General features: G+C 64.8%; 13 protein-coding genes. 10 read left to right on the forward strand and 3 right to left on the reverse strand.

Annotation, left to right across the window (positions count from 1 at the left end; all coding sequences use genetic code 11):
• Positions 1 to 18 precede the first annotated feature (18 nt).
• The 4 genes from secE (at position 19) to rplA (ending at position 2073) form a co-directional block, all read left to right on the forward strand.
• Positions 19 to 216, forward strand: a complete 198-nt coding sequence (secE, locus tag P0Y59_09970; protein ID WEK02544.1) for a preprotein translocase subunit SecE — start codon at positions 19 to 21, stop codon at positions 214 to 216.
• 13 nt (positions 217 to 229) lie between these two features.
• Positions 230 to 766: a transcription termination/antitermination protein NusG gene (gene nusG / locus P0Y59_09975; GenBank protein ID WEK01979.1), complete on the forward strand. Its 537-nt coding sequence runs from the start codon at positions 230 to 232 to the stop codon at positions 764 to 766.
• A 172-nt stretch (positions 767 to 938) separates the two neighbouring features.
• On the forward strand, positions 939 to 1370 hold the full coding sequence (gene rplK / locus P0Y59_09980) for a 50S ribosomal protein L11 (protein ID WEK01980.1): 432 nt from the start codon (positions 939 to 941) through the stop codon (positions 1368 to 1370).
• A gap of 4 nt (positions 1371 to 1374) precedes the next feature.
• On the forward strand, positions 1375 to 2073 hold the full coding sequence (gene rplA, locus P0Y59_09985) for a 50S ribosomal protein L1 (protein WEK01981.1): 699 nt from the start codon (positions 1375 to 1377) through the stop codon (positions 2071 to 2073).
• 228 nt (positions 2074 to 2301) lie between these two features.
• Here the strand turns inward: rplA and P0Y59_09990 are convergent, their stop codons facing one another.
• Entirely contained in the window at positions 2302 to 4761 is a 2460-nt protein-coding gene (locus P0Y59_09990) for a DUF839 domain-containing protein (protein WEK01982.1), read from the reverse strand.
• A 440-nt stretch (positions 4762 to 5201) separates the two neighbouring features.
• Here P0Y59_09990 and rplJ point away from each other — a divergent pair, with 440 nt between their 5' ends.
• The 3 genes from rplJ (at position 5202) to P0Y59_10005 (ending at position 7450) form a co-directional block, all read left to right on the forward strand.
• Positions 5202 to 5723, forward strand: a complete 522-nt coding sequence (rplJ, locus tag P0Y59_09995; GenBank protein WEK01983.1) for a 50S ribosomal protein L10 — start codon at positions 5202 to 5204, stop codon at positions 5721 to 5723.
• Between the two features lie 81 nt (positions 5724 to 5804).
• A complete protein-coding gene (locus P0Y59_10000; protein ID WEK01984.1) occupies positions 5805 to 6185 on the forward strand; it encodes a bL12 family ribosomal protein in 381 nt (126 codons plus the stop codon).
• Between the two features lie 299 nt (positions 6186 to 6484).
• Complete coding sequence (locus P0Y59_10005) at positions 6485 to 7450, forward strand: hypothetical protein (protein ID WEK01985.1); 966 nt, start codon at positions 6485 to 6487, stop codon at positions 7448 to 7450.
• Positions 7451 to 7507: 57 nt separating this feature from the next.
• Here the strand turns inward: P0Y59_10005 and P0Y59_10010 are convergent, their stop codons facing one another.
• Positions 7508 to 8290: a hypothetical protein gene (locus tag P0Y59_10010; protein ID WEK01986.1), complete on the reverse strand. Its 783-nt coding sequence runs from the start codon at positions 8288 to 8290 to the stop codon at positions 7508 to 7510.
• 163 nt (positions 8291 to 8453) lie between these two features.
• On the opposite strand from P0Y59_10010, the gene P0Y59_10015 reads away from it, so the two are divergent.
• Complete coding sequence (locus P0Y59_10015) at positions 8454 to 9008, forward strand: hypothetical protein (protein ID WEK01987.1); 555 nt, start codon at positions 8454 to 8456, stop codon at positions 9006 to 9008.
• A 121-nt stretch (positions 9009 to 9129) separates the two neighbouring features.
• Here P0Y59_10015 and P0Y59_10020 read toward each other — a convergent pair whose 3' ends face one another.
• On the reverse strand, positions 9130 to 9918 hold the full coding sequence (locus P0Y59_10020) for a hypothetical protein (protein WEK01988.1): 789 nt from the start codon (positions 9916 to 9918) through the stop codon (positions 9130 to 9132).
• A 229-nt stretch (positions 9919 to 10147) separates the two neighbouring features.
• Between P0Y59_10020 and P0Y59_10025 the strand changes: the two genes are divergently transcribed.
• Together P0Y59_10025 and rpoB are read left to right on the forward strand one after the other, a co-directional pair.
• Positions 10148 to 10321, forward strand: coding sequence for a hypothetical protein (locus tag P0Y59_10025; protein ID WEK01989.1), 174 nt, complete (start codon positions 10148 to 10150; stop codon positions 10319 to 10321).
• A gap of 415 nt (positions 10322 to 10736) precedes the next feature.
• Positions 10737 to 14888: a DNA-directed RNA polymerase subunit beta gene (gene rpoB / locus P0Y59_10030; GenBank protein ID WEK01990.1), complete on the forward strand. Its 4152-nt coding sequence runs from the start codon at positions 10737 to 10739 to the stop codon at positions 14886 to 14888.
• The last annotated feature ends 72 nt before the right edge of the window (positions 14889 to 14960 follow it).

The raw sequence follows: 14960 nt of genomic DNA on the forward strand, positions 1-14960 counted from the left end.
AAAAGCGAGCTGAGCAGCGTGGCGAAGACGACACCGTTAGAGTTCATCCGGCAGGTCCAGGCGGAAACCAAGAAGGTCGTCTGGCCGACGCGGCGCGAGACGATCATGACCGGGGTGATGGTGATGATCATGACGACGCTGCTGGCGATCTTCTTCTTCGGGATCGATACGATCTTCGAGGCGATCGTGAAGATGCTGCTGAGCCTCGCGAACTGATTTGGGTAGAGACATGGCGCGCTGGTACATCATTCACGCTTATTCCGGGTTCGAGGGCAAGGTGCGCGACTCGATCATGGCGGAGGCGACCCGCATGGGTCTCGACGCCCTTGTCGAGCAGATCGAGGTCCCGACCGAAACCGTCACCGAGGCCCGTCGCGGCAAGAAGGTGGCCGTCGAGCGCAAGTTCATGCCGGGCTATGTGCTCGCCAAGCTGAACATGAACGACGACGTGTATCACCTGGTGAAGAATACGCCGAAGGTGACCGGCTTCCTCGGATCGATGGGCAAGCCCCAGCCGATCAGCGAAGCCGAAGCTGCGCGGATGCTCAACTCGAAGGAGGAAGCAGCCGCCGCGCCGAAGCAGAAGATGAAGGTCGATTACGAGATCGGCGATTCGGTGAAGGTGCTGGACGGTCCGTTCGCGAGCTTCAACGGCATCGTCGAGGAACTCGATTTCGATCGCAGCCGAGTCAAGGTGTCGGTGTCGATCTTCGGTCGCGCCACCCCGGTCGAGCTCGAGTTCGAGCAGGTCGAGCGCGCGAAGTAATTTTGGTTTCGTCGCCCCGGACCTGTTCCGGGGTCCATTTCACCGCCCGCGCCCGCGGCCCGGTGGATGCCGGAACAACCCCGGCATGACGGATTGGGCGTTTGTAGACTGCGTACCGTGCGGGAGGCCTTCAAAAGCCGTTCGGACCGCTAAACTTGAAAGAGAGTGAGACATGGCAAAAAAGATTACAGGCTATATCAAGCTGCAGGTGCCGGCCGGCAAGGCCAACCCCAGCCCGCCGATCGGCCCGGCCCTGGGTCAGCGCGGCGTGAACATCATGGAATTCTGCAAGGCGTTCAACGCGCAGACCGGTGACCAGGAAGTCGGCACGCCGCTTCCCACCGTCATCACCGTCTATGCGGATCGCAGCTTCTCGTTCGAGACCAAGACGCCGCCGGCGTCCTATCTCATCAAGAAGGCAGCGAACCTGAAGTCGGGCTCGAAGGAGCCGGGCAAGCTCTCCGCGGGCAAGATCAAGCGCTCCGTGCTGAGCCAGATCGCCGAGACGAAGATGAGGGACCTGAACGCCAACGATATCGACGCGGCGACCCGCATCATCGAAGGCTCCGCCCGCGCGATGGGCCTCGAAGTGGTGGAGGGCTGAGAACATGGCAAAGCTGACCAAGAAGGCGAAGACCCTCGCCGCCGCGATCGACACCAACAAGCTGCACGGCGTTGACGAAGCGATCGCGCTGGCCCGTGCCAACGCGACCTCCAAGTTCGACGAGACGATCGAAGTCGCGCTGAACCTGGGCGTCGACCCCCGCCATGCCGACCAGATGGTCCGTGGCGTCGTCACCCTGCCCAAGGGCACCGGCAAGACCGTCCGCGTCGGCGTGTTCGCCAAGGGCGCGAAGGCTGACGAGGCTCGTGAGGCTGGCGCCGACGTCGTTGGCGCCGAGGATCTTATGGAGATCGTCCAGGGCGGCACGATCGATTTCGATCGCTGCATCGCGACCCCGGACATGATGGGTGTCGTCGGCCGCCTCGGCAAGATCCTGGGCCCGAAGGGCATGATGCCGAACCCCAAGCTGGGCACGGTCACGATGAACGTCGCGGAAGCCGTCAAGGCGGCCAAGGGCGGCCAGATCGAGTATCGCGTCGAAAAGGCAGGCATCATCCATTCCGGCATCGGCAAGGCGAGCTTCCCCGCCGAGGATCTGCGCGCGAACTTCGATGCGCTGGTCGATGCAGTGGTCAAGGCCAAGCCGTCGGGCGCCAAGGGCAAGTATGTCCGCAAGGTCGCCATCAGCTCGACCATGGGCGCGGGCATCAAGGTCGACACCGCTGAAGTCACCGCGGCCTGATCAAATCTCCCCCTCCCGCTTCCGGGGGAGGAGAAAATATTGCGAAGGGCCGGGGGAAACCCCGGCCCTTTTGCTATGGGCGCAATCGAGCGGGCCGCCGATTTGCCGCGTCCTTCACATGCTGCCCGCCTCCAGCTTCCTCGCCGCATTGCTTCCGCCACTGGCCTGAAATGCGAAGAGGGCCGGGAATGACCCCGACCCTCTCCTGTTTGCGACGACCCTTTCGGCTTACAGCGCGACCACGCCGCCGTCGTTCTTGGTGATCACCACGGTCGCCGATCGCGGGCGGACGCCCGGTGCCGGCGCGGTCTGGTTTGCCGGCCAGTTGCTGGTGATGTTGCCGGTGTTGCCGTTCTCGCCCGGGTGCTGGATGTTGACGAACAGCGTCTTGCCGTCCGGAGTCGAATCCACGCCGGTGATCTCGGCCTCGACCGGACCGACCAGGAAGCGGCGCAGCATGGTGCTGGGCGCTGCGCCCACGCGCGTCGCCTGCGTGATGCCGGTACCGCCGGTCGGGGTGTTGGTGATCGTCTTGACCCCACCGTCGTTTACCGAACCGGGCATCGCCGCGAGCATCATGCAGTTGGTGACGTCCGTATAGGCGCTGTCGTCGGTCTGGATCCACAGCACCGGCTTGACCAGGCCCGACGCGTTGGACGGGCGGCCGAACCAAAGGCCGTCCGGGCTGGAGAAGTCGTTGGTCGCGTCCAGGCCCGAGAGATTAATATTGGCTGCGTTGAGATCGGAGCCGGCGCCGAACAGATAGATGTCCCAGGCGAAGCCGGTCGCCTCGGACGTGTCGCCGGTCTCGCGCAGGCGGATGATATGGCCATTGCGGTTTGAGACAGAGCTGCTCGGCGGATCGATATAGGCGCGCGGATTGGCGGCATCGGTGTTGCCCGGGGTGCGCGACGAGTTGTTGGTGAGGGTCAGATAGACCTCGCCCGTGACCGGATTGACCGCGGTCCATTCCGGGCGGTCCATCTTCGTCGCACCCAGCGCGTCGCCGGCAAGCCGGGCATGAGTCAGCACGTCGGCCTGGTCGGCAAAGGGATAGGGCGCGGCGCCCGAGGTCAGCGGACCAGTCCCATAGACGAGCGGCATCCACTGGCCGGTGCCGTCGGCGTTGAACTTGGCGACATGGAGCGTGCCGCTATCGAGATATTTGTCGCCGATCGCCAGCCGGTCGGCTGAGCTCGCATCGTTCGCCGACCAGGGGGTCGCCGACACGAACTTGTACAGATACTCGTTCTGGGCGTCGTCACCCATGTAGAAGGCGGGCTTGCGCCCCGCGACGAAGTTCGAGGGCCAGCAGCCTTCATGGTTCATGCGGCCGAGCGCGGTGCGCTTCCGCGGCGCGGCGGTCTTGTCGTACGGATCGATCTCGACGACCCAGCCGAACTGGTTGTGCTCGTTGCGGAAATCCGCGAGCGCGCTCGCCCCTGTCGCCTGCGCGTCCCAGCGGCGATAGATGGTGCTCGCCGAGTCAGCCGGAACGACGGTGGCCCAGCCATAATTGCCCGATCCGCTGGTGACCCCATAGCGGGTAAGCGCGGTGACCTGCTTCGGCGTGCGGCGGGGATTGTCGGCGGCGGTCGGACGGCGGAAATAGCCCGCCCAATTCTCCTCGCAGGTGAGATTGGTGCCCCAGGGCGTATAGCCGTTGGCGCAATTGTTGATCGTGCCGCGGCCGGCGACACCGGTCGGCGAGAAGACGGTCTGCAGGTGCGCGGTGCCGCGAACCGGGCCGTTGAACACGGTCGGCGTCAGCGGGGTGATGCGGCGATTGAGCGCGCCGTTCTGCGCATAGCTCCAGGCGGCGCCGCTCTTCGAGACCTCGACGATGCTTAGACCATGGCACTCCATTTCCTTGAGCGCCTCGCCTTCCGGACGCCCACCCGCCACGGTCGTGGCACCGGCGACGTGCAGATAGGGCTGGTTGATGTTCTCGTGATTCATCACGAGCAGGCCGCGCGTGCTGCTGCCGTCCTCGCGGGTCGAACCCGATGCTGCGAGCCCGAACCAGTAGAGCGCATCGCCATGGTCGCCCGCGCGATTGGCGTAGTCGGTGTCGGTACCATCATTCTTGTACGTGCCCGTCCCGGCCGCGATCGGATCACCCAGACGGTAGAGGATCGATACGCTGTACCCTTCAGGAACGCTGACCTTGTCGAGCCTGTTCTTGGCGACCGCGGCGAAGCCAAGCACGGCCGGCGTCACCGTCACCGTGGTTTCCACGGAAGAACTCTGATTCTTCGAATCGACCGCCGTGTAGCGGAAGACGAGCGGCGTGCTCGCGCTGACGCTGGGCGCGATGAACGTCGCCGAACCGCTGGCCGCGTTGGTCAGCGTCACCGCCGGGCCGGAAACCTGGGTGAATGTCTGCGACGCGATCGTGCCATTGTCGGCGGCGATCCCGGTAAGGGTGACGAGACGCCCCGAGCTGGCCGTGCCCGACGACCCCGCCGTCACCACGGGGGCTGGATCATTGGCCGCATCGTCGTCGCGGCAGGCCGAGAGCACCGCCCCGCCGAACACGGCGAACGCCGCTGCCGACACGCCGCCGCGGAGGGCATCGCGCCGCGAGTAACGGCGGGCAACCATATCGTTCAGCGAATCGCCGCCAGCGCGATTGGTATCAATGTCGCCGTCGTCATAGCCGAACGTGACGCTGGTCGAGTCTGTCATGTGGATGCCCCCGGGTATATCGCGATCCGGTTCGGATTCGCTGCCGCGCCCTCTTGTGCGGTCCAGCTGACGGCCTGATGGATATTCCTTGACTGCTGCGTGACAGATTGACGTCTGTTTCAATACACCGCCCTGGACTCGACGCATTTGTTGACTTTCGCGTCTCAGGCGCTAAGGACCCGCGCTCGCTTGCTAGGCGTTCGCGTCGGGCAAGCTACCGTCCGAGACAGTGGGTGGCCGGAATCCTCCGGCCTTAATCTCCCGCCTAGACGGGGAATGGAATTTTTCCGCTCGCGTATCAGCGCGGCCGGTCTGCTGTCGCTCACGCGGTCAGTTCCCATGCCCCAATCGACGGACACCCCGGATACGCGGGTTTTCCGCGTCTCCGGTTCAACCGGCCCGGTGGCTTCGGCCAGCGGGTCAGACACGTGGAGAATGGCATGGATCGTGCTCAAAAGACCGAGCTCGTCGCCGAACTGAACCGCACCTTCAACGAGGTCGGCGTGGTGGTCGTCACCCGCAACCTCGGTCTCACCGTCGCCCAGTCGACGGTGCTGCGCAACAAGATGCGGGACGCCGGCGCGACCTACAAGGTCTCGAAGAACAAGCTTGCCAAGATCGCGCTCGACGGCACCGACTATCTCTCGCTGGGCGATCTGCTCACCGGGCCGGTAGGCCTTGCCACCTCGATCGATCCCGTCGCCGCAGCCAAGGTTGCGGTCGACTTCGCGAAGACGAACGACAAGTTCGAAATCGTGGGCGGATCGATGGGCGCGACTGTCCTCGACGTCGAAGGCGTGAAGGCGCTCGCAACGCTGCCCTCGCTGGATGAACTGCGTGCCAAGATCGTGGGCCTCCTGGTTGCACCTGCAACCAAGCTCGCGACCGTCACCCAGGCTCCCGCGGCGCAGCTCGCACGCGTGTTCGCTGCCTATGCCGACAAGGACATGGAAGCTGCCTGATTTCAGGCTCCCTGAAATCGGACACCGATACTTTTTTGAACTGAACCAAATGGGGCTTTTGCCCCGATACGGAGAATGAACATGGCAGACCTGAACGCGCTGGTTGACCAGCTGAGCGAACTGACCGTCCTCGAGGCCGCCGAGCTCTCGAAGCTGCTCGAAGAGAAGTGGGGCGTTTCCGCCGCCGCTGCCGTTGCCGTTGCCGGCCCGGCCGCTGGTGGCGCCGGCGCCGCCCCGGCTGCTGAAGAGCAGACCGAGTTCGACGTGATCCTCACCGGCGACGGTGGCAAGAAGATCAACGTCATCAAGGAAGTCCGCGCGATCACCTCGCTCGGCCTGACCGAAGCCAAGACGCTGGTCGAGTCGGCTCCCAAGGCCGTCAAGGAAGGCGTGTCGAAGGACGAAGCCGCCAAGATCAAGGCTCAGCTCGAAGCCGCTGGCGCGACCGTCGAGATCAAGTGATTTCCGCTTCGGCGTAAATCATTCCGGCACAAAACCGGGATCAAAGACAAGAGAAAGGGCGGCTCCCGCAAGGAGGCCGCCCTTTTTCTTGATCCGAATCAATAGGAAAGATGACCAATGTGGGACACTCCCGTCTGAGTGACGACTGCGGCGTTCGAATCCTTTTCAATGGAATAGATCGTTAAATTCGGGTAACGATATCCCAACAGGCTGCTCGTCGCTCGCGTCCCCGCCCTTGGCATCGATCGAGCATCGTTCTGGCCTGGTAGAGATCGACAGATATCAAGGGGGATGATTCCATGACCAGTATGATCAGAATGTTCAGCCTCGCCGTCACGGCGATGCTGTTCGGCCTGTGCTTCGCGGCTCCTGCCAGTGCCCAGGCGACTCGCACCTGGATTTCGGGCGTCGGCGACGACGTCAATCCGTGCAGCCGCACTGCTCCGTGCAAGACCTGGGCAGGCGCAATCTCCAAGACCGCGGCGGGCGGCGAGATCGACTGCCTCGATCCGGGTGGCTTCGGCTCGGTCACCATCACCAAGTCGATCACGCTCGATTGCGCTGAAGGCATTGGCGGCGCGGCTGGCGGCATCCTGAATTCAGGCGTTCCCGGCGTCACCATCAACGACCCGAACGGCGGAACGGCGCCGACCATCAAGGTAACGCTGCGCAATCTTACCATCGACGGCGCGGGCGTGACCCAGGGCACCTATGGCGTCCGCTTCCTCAGCGGCAAGTCACTGACGCTGCAGAATGTCAGCATCATGAACCAGGGCACCGGCTCGGTACCCGCCGTCAGCTTCGAACCGTCGGCCGCGAGCGTCGGTGCGACCCTTCACATGACTGACGTGGACATCGTGAACGTCCAGAACCAGGGCGTTTATATAACGCCGGTCAGCGGCGTAGCGGTCTCCGCGTTCCTGAACCGGGTCACGATTACGCAGGCAGCGATCGGTTTCAAGGTCGAGGCCGGCGGCACCGCCACCCTCATCGACAGCAACCTCTCGAACAATGGCCGTGCCCTGTGGACCGCGTCGGGCGCCGCGACAGCCAATCTCGAGGGTGTCACGATCGCCGGCAGCCTTGAGGCCGCGGTTTTCGCGACCAATGGCACCACGATCCGCCTCTCGAACGTCGGGCTCTACAACAACGCGTTCGGCATCAAGACCACTGGCACGGGCATCGTCCAGTCGTTCGGCAACAACCGGCTTGGCCCGGATGCCGGCAGCATCGGCCTCCCGACCGCAACCGTCACGCAGAAGTAAGTAAAGACCCTGCCGGGGCGGACACCCGCCCCGGCAGTCGATCCGATCCGCGCTAGTCTATCGCCGGACGGAAACCGTGTAGGGCAGACTATTCACGCCCTCATGCATGCGCGGCCCGGCATCGAGCCGGAACGGCGCCATCTTGACCCCCTCGCCCCGATCGATCCCGATCACGTGCGAGATCGCGGTCTGCCCCGTGCCGCCCTCCCATTCGTACAGCATATTGATCGCCAGGACGGGCACGAACAGTATCCTGTCCTGCACCGTCATCACGCTCAGCATGTCCTTCGGCATCATCGCCATGCCGCTGAGTTCGATCGCCCCACGCGACGGCAGTTCGAACGATGGCGTGATCGGCCGTTCGATCGGACTCGAGAATAACGTCGCGATCCAGCCGTCCTGCTCGACACCGGCGCTGAGCAAGCGGACATCGACCTGAATCGCGCGCGCGACCGCCTGCCCGACATTGCGCACGACGATATCATATTCGACCGCGGCACTCAGCAAATTGGTGCCCGCGCGCTTCACCCGCACCTCGATATCCAGCGTTGCCCGGGCAGATACCGCGGGCGCTGGCGGTACCGGTGGGACGATCTCGACAGCAGGCAGCGGAGGTGCCGTCGGCGGCTCCTCGGGAGCCGGTGCAGCTTCTTCCGCGGACCTCTGTGGTGCTTCCGTCACTCCCGCCGGCGGCGCGGGCATCTCCGAAGCCACCGCCCCAAGGTCGAATATCGCGTGCGCCCCGCGCTTGGGCGGCAAACCGAAATCGGGCGTTGCCTGGGCAGGCGTCGCGGACGACGGGGCGACCGGGTCCGGAGCTGCCTGCGACGACGGTCGCATTATGGGCTCCGAAACTGCTTCGGGCGCGTCCGCGACCAGATCGAAACGGACATGCGATCCACGCTCAGTGGCAGGCTCCTCCCCGCCTTCTTCGCTCTCGCGCCGCTGCAGGAACCAATATCCCAATCCGGCCAGCAACAAGACAATCGCGCCAGCCCCGCCGATGAGCGGCCAAGGAGAGCCTCCCGGTGCAGCCGCCGCACCTGGTACCGGTGCCGCGAGAGGGCTGGCGGCAGGCGACGGCACGGATGCCGGAGACGCCGCCGCGACCGGCTCGGCGGGAAGCGGCGAAGCGGCCGGCGTCAGCGTCGGTGCCACCACTGGCACCCGGGGAGTTGGCGTCGGTGCAGACGTCGGAGACACACGCGGCGCCGGCGTTGCACTTGCCCGCGGTGTTGCACTCGCGCGCGGCGTCGGGGTCGGGGTGGGCCGCGGCGTCACAGCGGAGCGGGATGCTGTCGGAGTCGGACTCGGTACCGTGCGGACGACGGGCGGCGGGGTGGCGGTGCGGGTCACCGTCGATCCCTGGCGCGGCGTCAGGCTGAAGGTCTCCAGGCCCGGAATCAGGTTCGGTGTAGGCGGCGGCGTAGGCGTGGGAGTCGGTGCGCTTTGTGCCCATATCGGCGCGGCGAGCCCGGCCAAGGGCAGCAATGGAAGCGTCATTGCCCGCACCCGGCGAGCGGCAAATTTGGACATCAACCCCACTCTGCCGCCTTAGCGCGGCTTGGCTGAACGCGATAGGACAGCTTTTCCCCCTGCGATAGATCGTTTGACTGATGCGACCGGGCCTGCCTCCCGCGATCGGGAGACAGGCCCCGGAACACCTCAGCGATCAGGTATCAGGCGTGCTCGGGCACGCCGTGCAGCCGCGCCTCGACCTCATCGTGCATCGCCCGCTCGGTCAGCTTGATCGGCGACATGGCCGGTGCGCCCTCCTCGCTGACCCCGATAGTGAATGATGCCGAGGTACGGCCCTCGGTTCCGTCCGCGAGCGTATAGCGGGCATCGGCGACGATAATCGGCAGGATCGAACCATTGCTGTTCTCGATCAGCGTCGCCTTGGACAAAGCCAGCGTCGCGTCGACCCGGGTTCCCTCGCCCGGCTTGATCGTCACGGGCGACACGCCCTCCTCGCCACGCTCGATCAGCATGCGCTCCATCTCGCTGCCATTGGCGGGCTCCGATGCGAACATGAAGGTCGAGATGCGGACATCCTTTGCCGCAACTGAACCGGCATTGCCCACGGTCAGTTCAATCTCGACCAGCGCTTCGTCCACATTGGTGCCGGCGCGCACCGGGCGCAGCGACATTTCGAGCCACGGGCGATCGGCTACCGGTGCGTCGGCCTCGGTCAGCGATGCGACCTCCTCAGCTTCGGGCCTCACCAGCGTCGCGTCCTCGGCGGCGACCGGCACGAGCGGCTCGTCTACCGCAGCCAGCGGTGCCGCGCGCAGGAACTGCGGCTCCGGATCCGGTGCGAAAGGCGCAGGCTCGGCGCGGATCGGCGCAGCCTCCCCTGCCCCGGTCTCGAGATAATGTTCTTCGGAATAGGCATCCTCATAGGTGCGACGGCGGCGCGTCATCGCGAAGCCGATCGCCGCCATCAGCACCACCAGTCCGCCAAGCACCCAGGGCCATATTGCAAAGGATTGTTGCTCTGTCGTGCTTTGGGCCACTGCCGTTTCAGCAACCGGGGCCGGCGTCGTCGCCTCGACAGGCGGCGGCGTTACGGGCGCGGGCGTAACGTCTGCCGGGGCCGGGGCTTGAACGGGGACTGCAGCGACAGGCGCAGGCGCGGCCCGAACCGGAGCTGGCGTTCGAACGACACGCGTCGAACGGGCTTCCGTACGAGTCCTGGTGCTACGGGTCGCGGTGCGTGGCGCAGGCGCCTCTGCCTCCGGCGCTGCAGCCTCAACGGGCGCAACAACGGGCGGCGGCTCGACCGTGGCAACCGGCGGCGCGATCGTCGGGACGACCGGCGGCGGCGCTACCGTCTGCTGCACCGGCGGCGACGGTGGCGTGGCTGGTTGAACCTCTTGTGCATGGCCCGGAACGGCCAGCAACAAGGTGGCGGGAACAAGCGCGACGAACGCGCGGCGGGTTGCGGGTTTGTTTTTCATGACGCAGACTCAATGAAGGGAACCCGCAATCGGACCCGCCCCGACACCGGAATCGCGCCGAACCGTTTCGTCGCGCCGATGAGACGACTTTTGCGGGCGCATTTGACAGTCTCCGACACGCTCCCTATATGGCGCGTTCCACCACAGCTTTCGGGAAATGACGTGCCGTCGCGCAGCGTGTCGATCGAATTGGAGGCTGTGGGTTCATAAGACGCCAGGAGCTGCTGTTTTCCGAAAAGGAGAGCTAGCGGCTTTTTGCGTCTTCATGCGTGCCCGCCCGGTGGATTCCGGGCACGATATTATCAGCTGTTAAGGCGAAAAACTCCATGGCGACCAAGGCAATCGAGGGCGGCACGCTTAAGCGCCGCATCCGCAAGGTGTTCGGCAACATCCACGAAGTGGTGCAGATGCCGAACCTGATCGAGGTTCAGCGCGAATCCTACGAACAGTTCCTTCGGTCTGATCCCTCGATCGGCTATGTGTCCGGCCTCGAAAAGACGCTGCGCTCGGTCTTCCCGATCCGCGATTTCGCCGGCACCGCCGAGCTCGACTTCGTGAACTACGAACTCGAGCCGCCGAAGTTCGACACCGACGAGTGCCGCCAGCGCGGCATCACCTATGCGGCGCCGATGCGCGTTACCCTCCGCCTGATCGTGTTCGAGGTGGATGCCGATACCGAGGCCCGGTCGGTCCTCGATATCAAGGAGCAGGACGTGTACATGGGCGATATGCCGCTCATGACGCAGAACGGCACCTTCATCATCAACGGCACCGAGCGCGTGATCGTCTCGCAGATGCACCGTTCGCCGGGTGTGCTGTTCGACCATGACCGCGGCAAGACCCACGCTTCGGGCAAGTATCTCTTCGCCGCACGCGTCATCCCCTATCGCGGCTCGTGGCTCGATTTCGAGTTCGACGCGAAGGACATCGTCAACGTCCGTATCGACCGCAAGCGCAAGCTGCCGGTCACGGCGCTGCTGTACGCGCTCGGCCTGAACTCCGAGGAAATCCTCAACTATTTCTACAACCGCGTGACCTTCGTCCGCGGCCAGGGCGGTTGGATCATCCCGTTCCAGGCCGAGAACTGGCGCGGCCAGAAGCCGATGTTCGACATCATCGATGCGAAGACCGGCGAAGTCGTGTTCGCCTCGGGCCAGAAGATTTCCCCACGCGCTGCCAACAAGGCGGCCAAGGACGGCCTGACCGACCTGCTGATCCCGACCGAAGAGATCTTCGGCCGCTACTCGGCCTATGACCTGATCAACGAAGCGACCGGCGAGATCTATATCGAGGCGGGCGACGAAGTGTCGGCCGAGAATCTCGAGGCGCTCGACAAGGCCGGCATCGACCGGATCGAGCTGCTCGACATCGATCATGTCACCACCGGTCCGTGGATCCGCAACACGCTCAAGGCCGACAAGGCCGAGGAGCGCGAGCAGGCGTTGTCCGACATCTACCGCGTCATGCGCCCCGGCGAGCCGCCAACGCTTGAGACCGCGGAGTCGCTGTTCAGCGGCCTGTTCTTCGATCCCGACCGCTACGACCTGTCGGCCGTCGGCCGCGTCAAACTCAACATGCGCCTCGACCTCGACGCCGAGGACACCGTCACCACGCTCCGCACCGAGGATATCCTCGCGGTCGTGAAGACGCTGGTCGACCTGAAGGACGGCAAGGGCGAGATCGACGACATCGACAATCTCGGCAACCGCCGCGTCCGTTCGGTCGGCGAATTGCTCGAGAACCAGTACCGCGTCGGCTTGCTCCGCATGGAGCGCGCCGTGAAGGAGCGCATGTCCTCGGTCGACGTGTCAACCGTCATGCCGAACGACCTGATCAACGCGAAGCCCGCGGTCGCCGCGGTGCGCGAGTTTTTCGGTTCGTCGCAGCTCTCGCAGTTCATGGATCAGACCAACCCGCTCTCCGAAGTGACGCACAAGCGTCGCGTTTCGGCGCTTGGCCCGGGCGGTCTCACCCGTGAGCGCGCGGGCTTCGAAGTCCGCGACGTTCACCCGACGCATTATGGCCGCATCTGCCCGATCGAAACGCCGGAAGGCCCTAACATCGGCCTGATCAACTCGCTCGCCAGCTTCAGCCGCGTCAACAAGTACGGCTTCATCGAGACGCCGTACCGCAAGGTCGTCGACCACAAGGTCACCGACGACGTCGTCTATCTGTCGGCGATGGAAGAGGCCAAGCACACGATCGCGCAGGCCAACGCCGAACTCGACGGCACCAAGGGCTTTGTCGAGGATCTCGTCTCGTCGCGTCAGGCGGGCGAATTCCTGATGGCGATCCCGGACAACATCACCCTGATGGACGTCTCGCCGAAGCAGCTCGTGTCGGTCGCCGCATCGCTCATTCCGTTCCTGGAAAACGATGACGCCAACCGCGCGCTGATGGGCTCGAACATGCAGCGCCAGGCAGTGCCGCTGGTTCGCGCCGAGGCACCGTTTGTCGGCACCGGCATGGAAGAGACCGTCGCGCGCGATTCCGGCGCTGCGATCTCGGCCAAGCGGTCGGGCATCGTCGACCAGGTCGATGCGGCCCGCATCGTGGTCCGCGCCACCGGCGAGGTCGAGGCCGGCCAGTCGGGCGTCGACATCTACACGCTGATGAAGTTCCAGCGCTCCAACCAGAACACCTGCATCAACCAGCGTCCGCTGGTGAAGGTCGGTGACTCGGTCCGCGCCGGCGACATCATCGCTGACGGCCCGTCGACCGAGTTCGGCGAGCTGGCGCTTGGCCGCAACGCGCTCGTCGCGTTCATGCCCTGGAACGGCTATAATTATGAGGATTCGATCCTCATTTCCGAGCGTATCGTGAAGGACGACGTCTTCACCTCGATCCATATCGAGGAATTCGAAGTTATGGCGCGCGACACCAAGCTCGGGCCGGAAGACATCACGCGCGACATCCCGAACGTCGGCGAGGAAGCGCTCCGCAACCTCGACGAAGCGGGCATCGTCTATATCGGCGCCGAGGTCGAGCCGGGCGACATCCTGGCGGGCAAGATCACCCCCAAGGGTGAATCGCCGATGACGCCGGAGGAAAAGCTCCTCCGCGCCATCTTCGGCGAAAAAGCGTCGGACGTGCGCGACACCTCGCTCCGCCTGCCCCCAGGCGTTGCCGGCACCGTCGTCGAGGTCCGGGTGTTCAACCGCCACGGCATCGACAAGGACGAGCGCGCGATGGCCATCGAGCGCGAGGAAATCGAGCGCCTGAAGAAGGACTCGGACGACGAACGCTCCATCGTGAACCGCGCGACCTGGTCGCGCCTTCGCGAGATGCTGCTCGGCCAGACCGCGACCGCTACGCCGAAGGGCCTGAAGAAGGGCTCCGAGATCGACGCCGATCTGCTCGACAGCGTCGACCGCCACGAGTGGTGGAAGTTCGCCGTCGCCGACGACAAGACCCAGAGCGATCTGGAGGCGGTCAAGGCGCAGTATGACGACGCAGTGAAGCTGATCACGGACAAGTTCCACGATCGTCGCGAGAAGCTGGAGCGCGGCGACGAGCTGCCCCCGGGCGTGCTCAAGATGGTCAAGGTCTTCGTCGCGGTGAAGCGCAAGCTGCAGCCGGGCGACAAGATGGCCGGCCGTCACGGCAACAAGGGCGTCATCAGCCGCATCCTGCCGGCGGAGGACATGCCGTTCCTCGCCGACGGGACGCCGGTCGACCTGGTGCTGAACCCGCTGGGCGTGCCCTCGCGCATGAACGTCGGTCAGATCTTCGAGACCCATCTCGGCTGGGCCGCACGCGGTCTGGGCGGACAGATCTCGCAGGCCCTGGAAGACTGGCGCGAAGCCAATCCGAACCCCACCGCGGGCGCCATGCCCGAAGTGGTCAAGGATCGCCTCAAGACTGTCTATGGCGAGCAGTATCATGCCGAGATCGACGCCCGTTCGGGTGCCGAGATCATCGAACTGGCGCAGAACCTGCGCGGCGGCGTGCCGATGGCGACGCCGGTGTTCGACGGTGCCCGCGAGGCTGACGTCTCGGCGATGCTCACGCTCGCCGGGCTCGACACCTCGGGTCAGTCGGACCTGTTTGACGGCCGCACCGGCGATCAGTTCGATCGCAAGGTGACGGTGGGCTACATCTACATGCTGAAGCTGCACCATCTCGTGGACGACAAGATCCACGCGCGGTCGATCGGCCCGTACAGCCTCGTCACCCAGCAGCCGCTGGGTGGTAAGGCCCAGTTCGGCGGTCAGCGCTTCGGCGAGATGGAGGTCTGGGCGCTCCAGGCGTATGGCGCTGCCTATACGCTGCAGGAAATGCTCACGGTGAAGTCCGACGACGTGGTCGGCCGCACCAAGGTCTATGAGGCGATCGTCAAGGGTGACGACACGTTCGAGGCCGGCATTCCGGAGAGCTTCAACGTGCTGGTCAAGGAAATGCGGTCGCTGGGCCTGAACGTCGAGCTGAAGAGCGTCGAGCAGTTCGACAGCGACGGCGTCGCGATCGCGGCGGAGTAAAGGATAGAGCGCTGCCCTCCAAAGGCAGCGCTCCCTCCCCCGCCCCGCATATTTTTCCCTGGAGGGAAGTGA

The sequence above is a fragment of the Candidatus Sphingomonas phytovorans genome, assembly GCA_029202385.1.
In the GTDB taxonomy this organism is placed as follows: domain Bacteria; phylum Pseudomonadota; class Alphaproteobacteria; order Sphingomonadales; family Sphingomonadaceae; genus Sphingomonas; species Sphingomonas phytovorans.

Excerpts from the sequence above, each read along its gene's own strand:
- rplJ (WEK01983.1), top strand. The coding sequence starts at position 5,202 with ATGGATCGTGCTCAAAAGACCGAGCTCGTCGCCGAACTGAACCGCACC.
- P0Y59_10015 (WEK01987.1), top strand. The coding sequence starts at position 8,454 with ATGAGCGGCCAAGGAGAGCCTCCCGGTGCAGCCGCCGCACCTGGTACC.
- P0Y59_10010 (WEK01986.1), bottom strand. The coding sequence starts at position 8,290 with ATGCGACCGTCGTCGCAGGCAGCTCCGGACCCGGTCGCCCCGTCGTCC.
- rplK (WEK01980.1), top strand. The coding sequence starts at position 939 with ATGGCAAAAAAGATTACAGGCTATATCAAGCTGCAGGTGCCGGCCGGC.
- rplA (WEK01981.1), top strand. The coding sequence starts at position 1,375 with ATGGCAAAGCTGACCAAGAAGGCGAAGACCCTCGCCGCCGCGATCGAC.
- P0Y59_10000 (WEK01984.1), top strand. The coding sequence starts at position 5,805 with ATGGCAGACCTGAACGCGCTGGTTGACCAGCTGAGCGAACTGACCGTC.
- nusG (WEK01979.1), top strand. The coding sequence starts at position 230 with ATGGCGCGCTGGTACATCATTCACGCTTATTCCGGGTTCGAGGGCAAG.
- rpoB (WEK01990.1), top strand. The coding sequence starts at position 10,737 with ATGGCGACCAAGGCAATCGAGGGCGGCACGCTTAAGCGCCGCATCCGC.
- P0Y59_10005 (WEK01985.1), top strand. The coding sequence starts at position 6,485 with ATGACCAGTATGATCAGAATGTTCAGCCTCGCCGTCACGGCGATGCTG.
- P0Y59_09990 (WEK01982.1), bottom strand. The coding sequence starts at position 4,761 with ATGACAGACTCGACCAGCGTCACGTTCGGCTATGACGACGGCGACATT.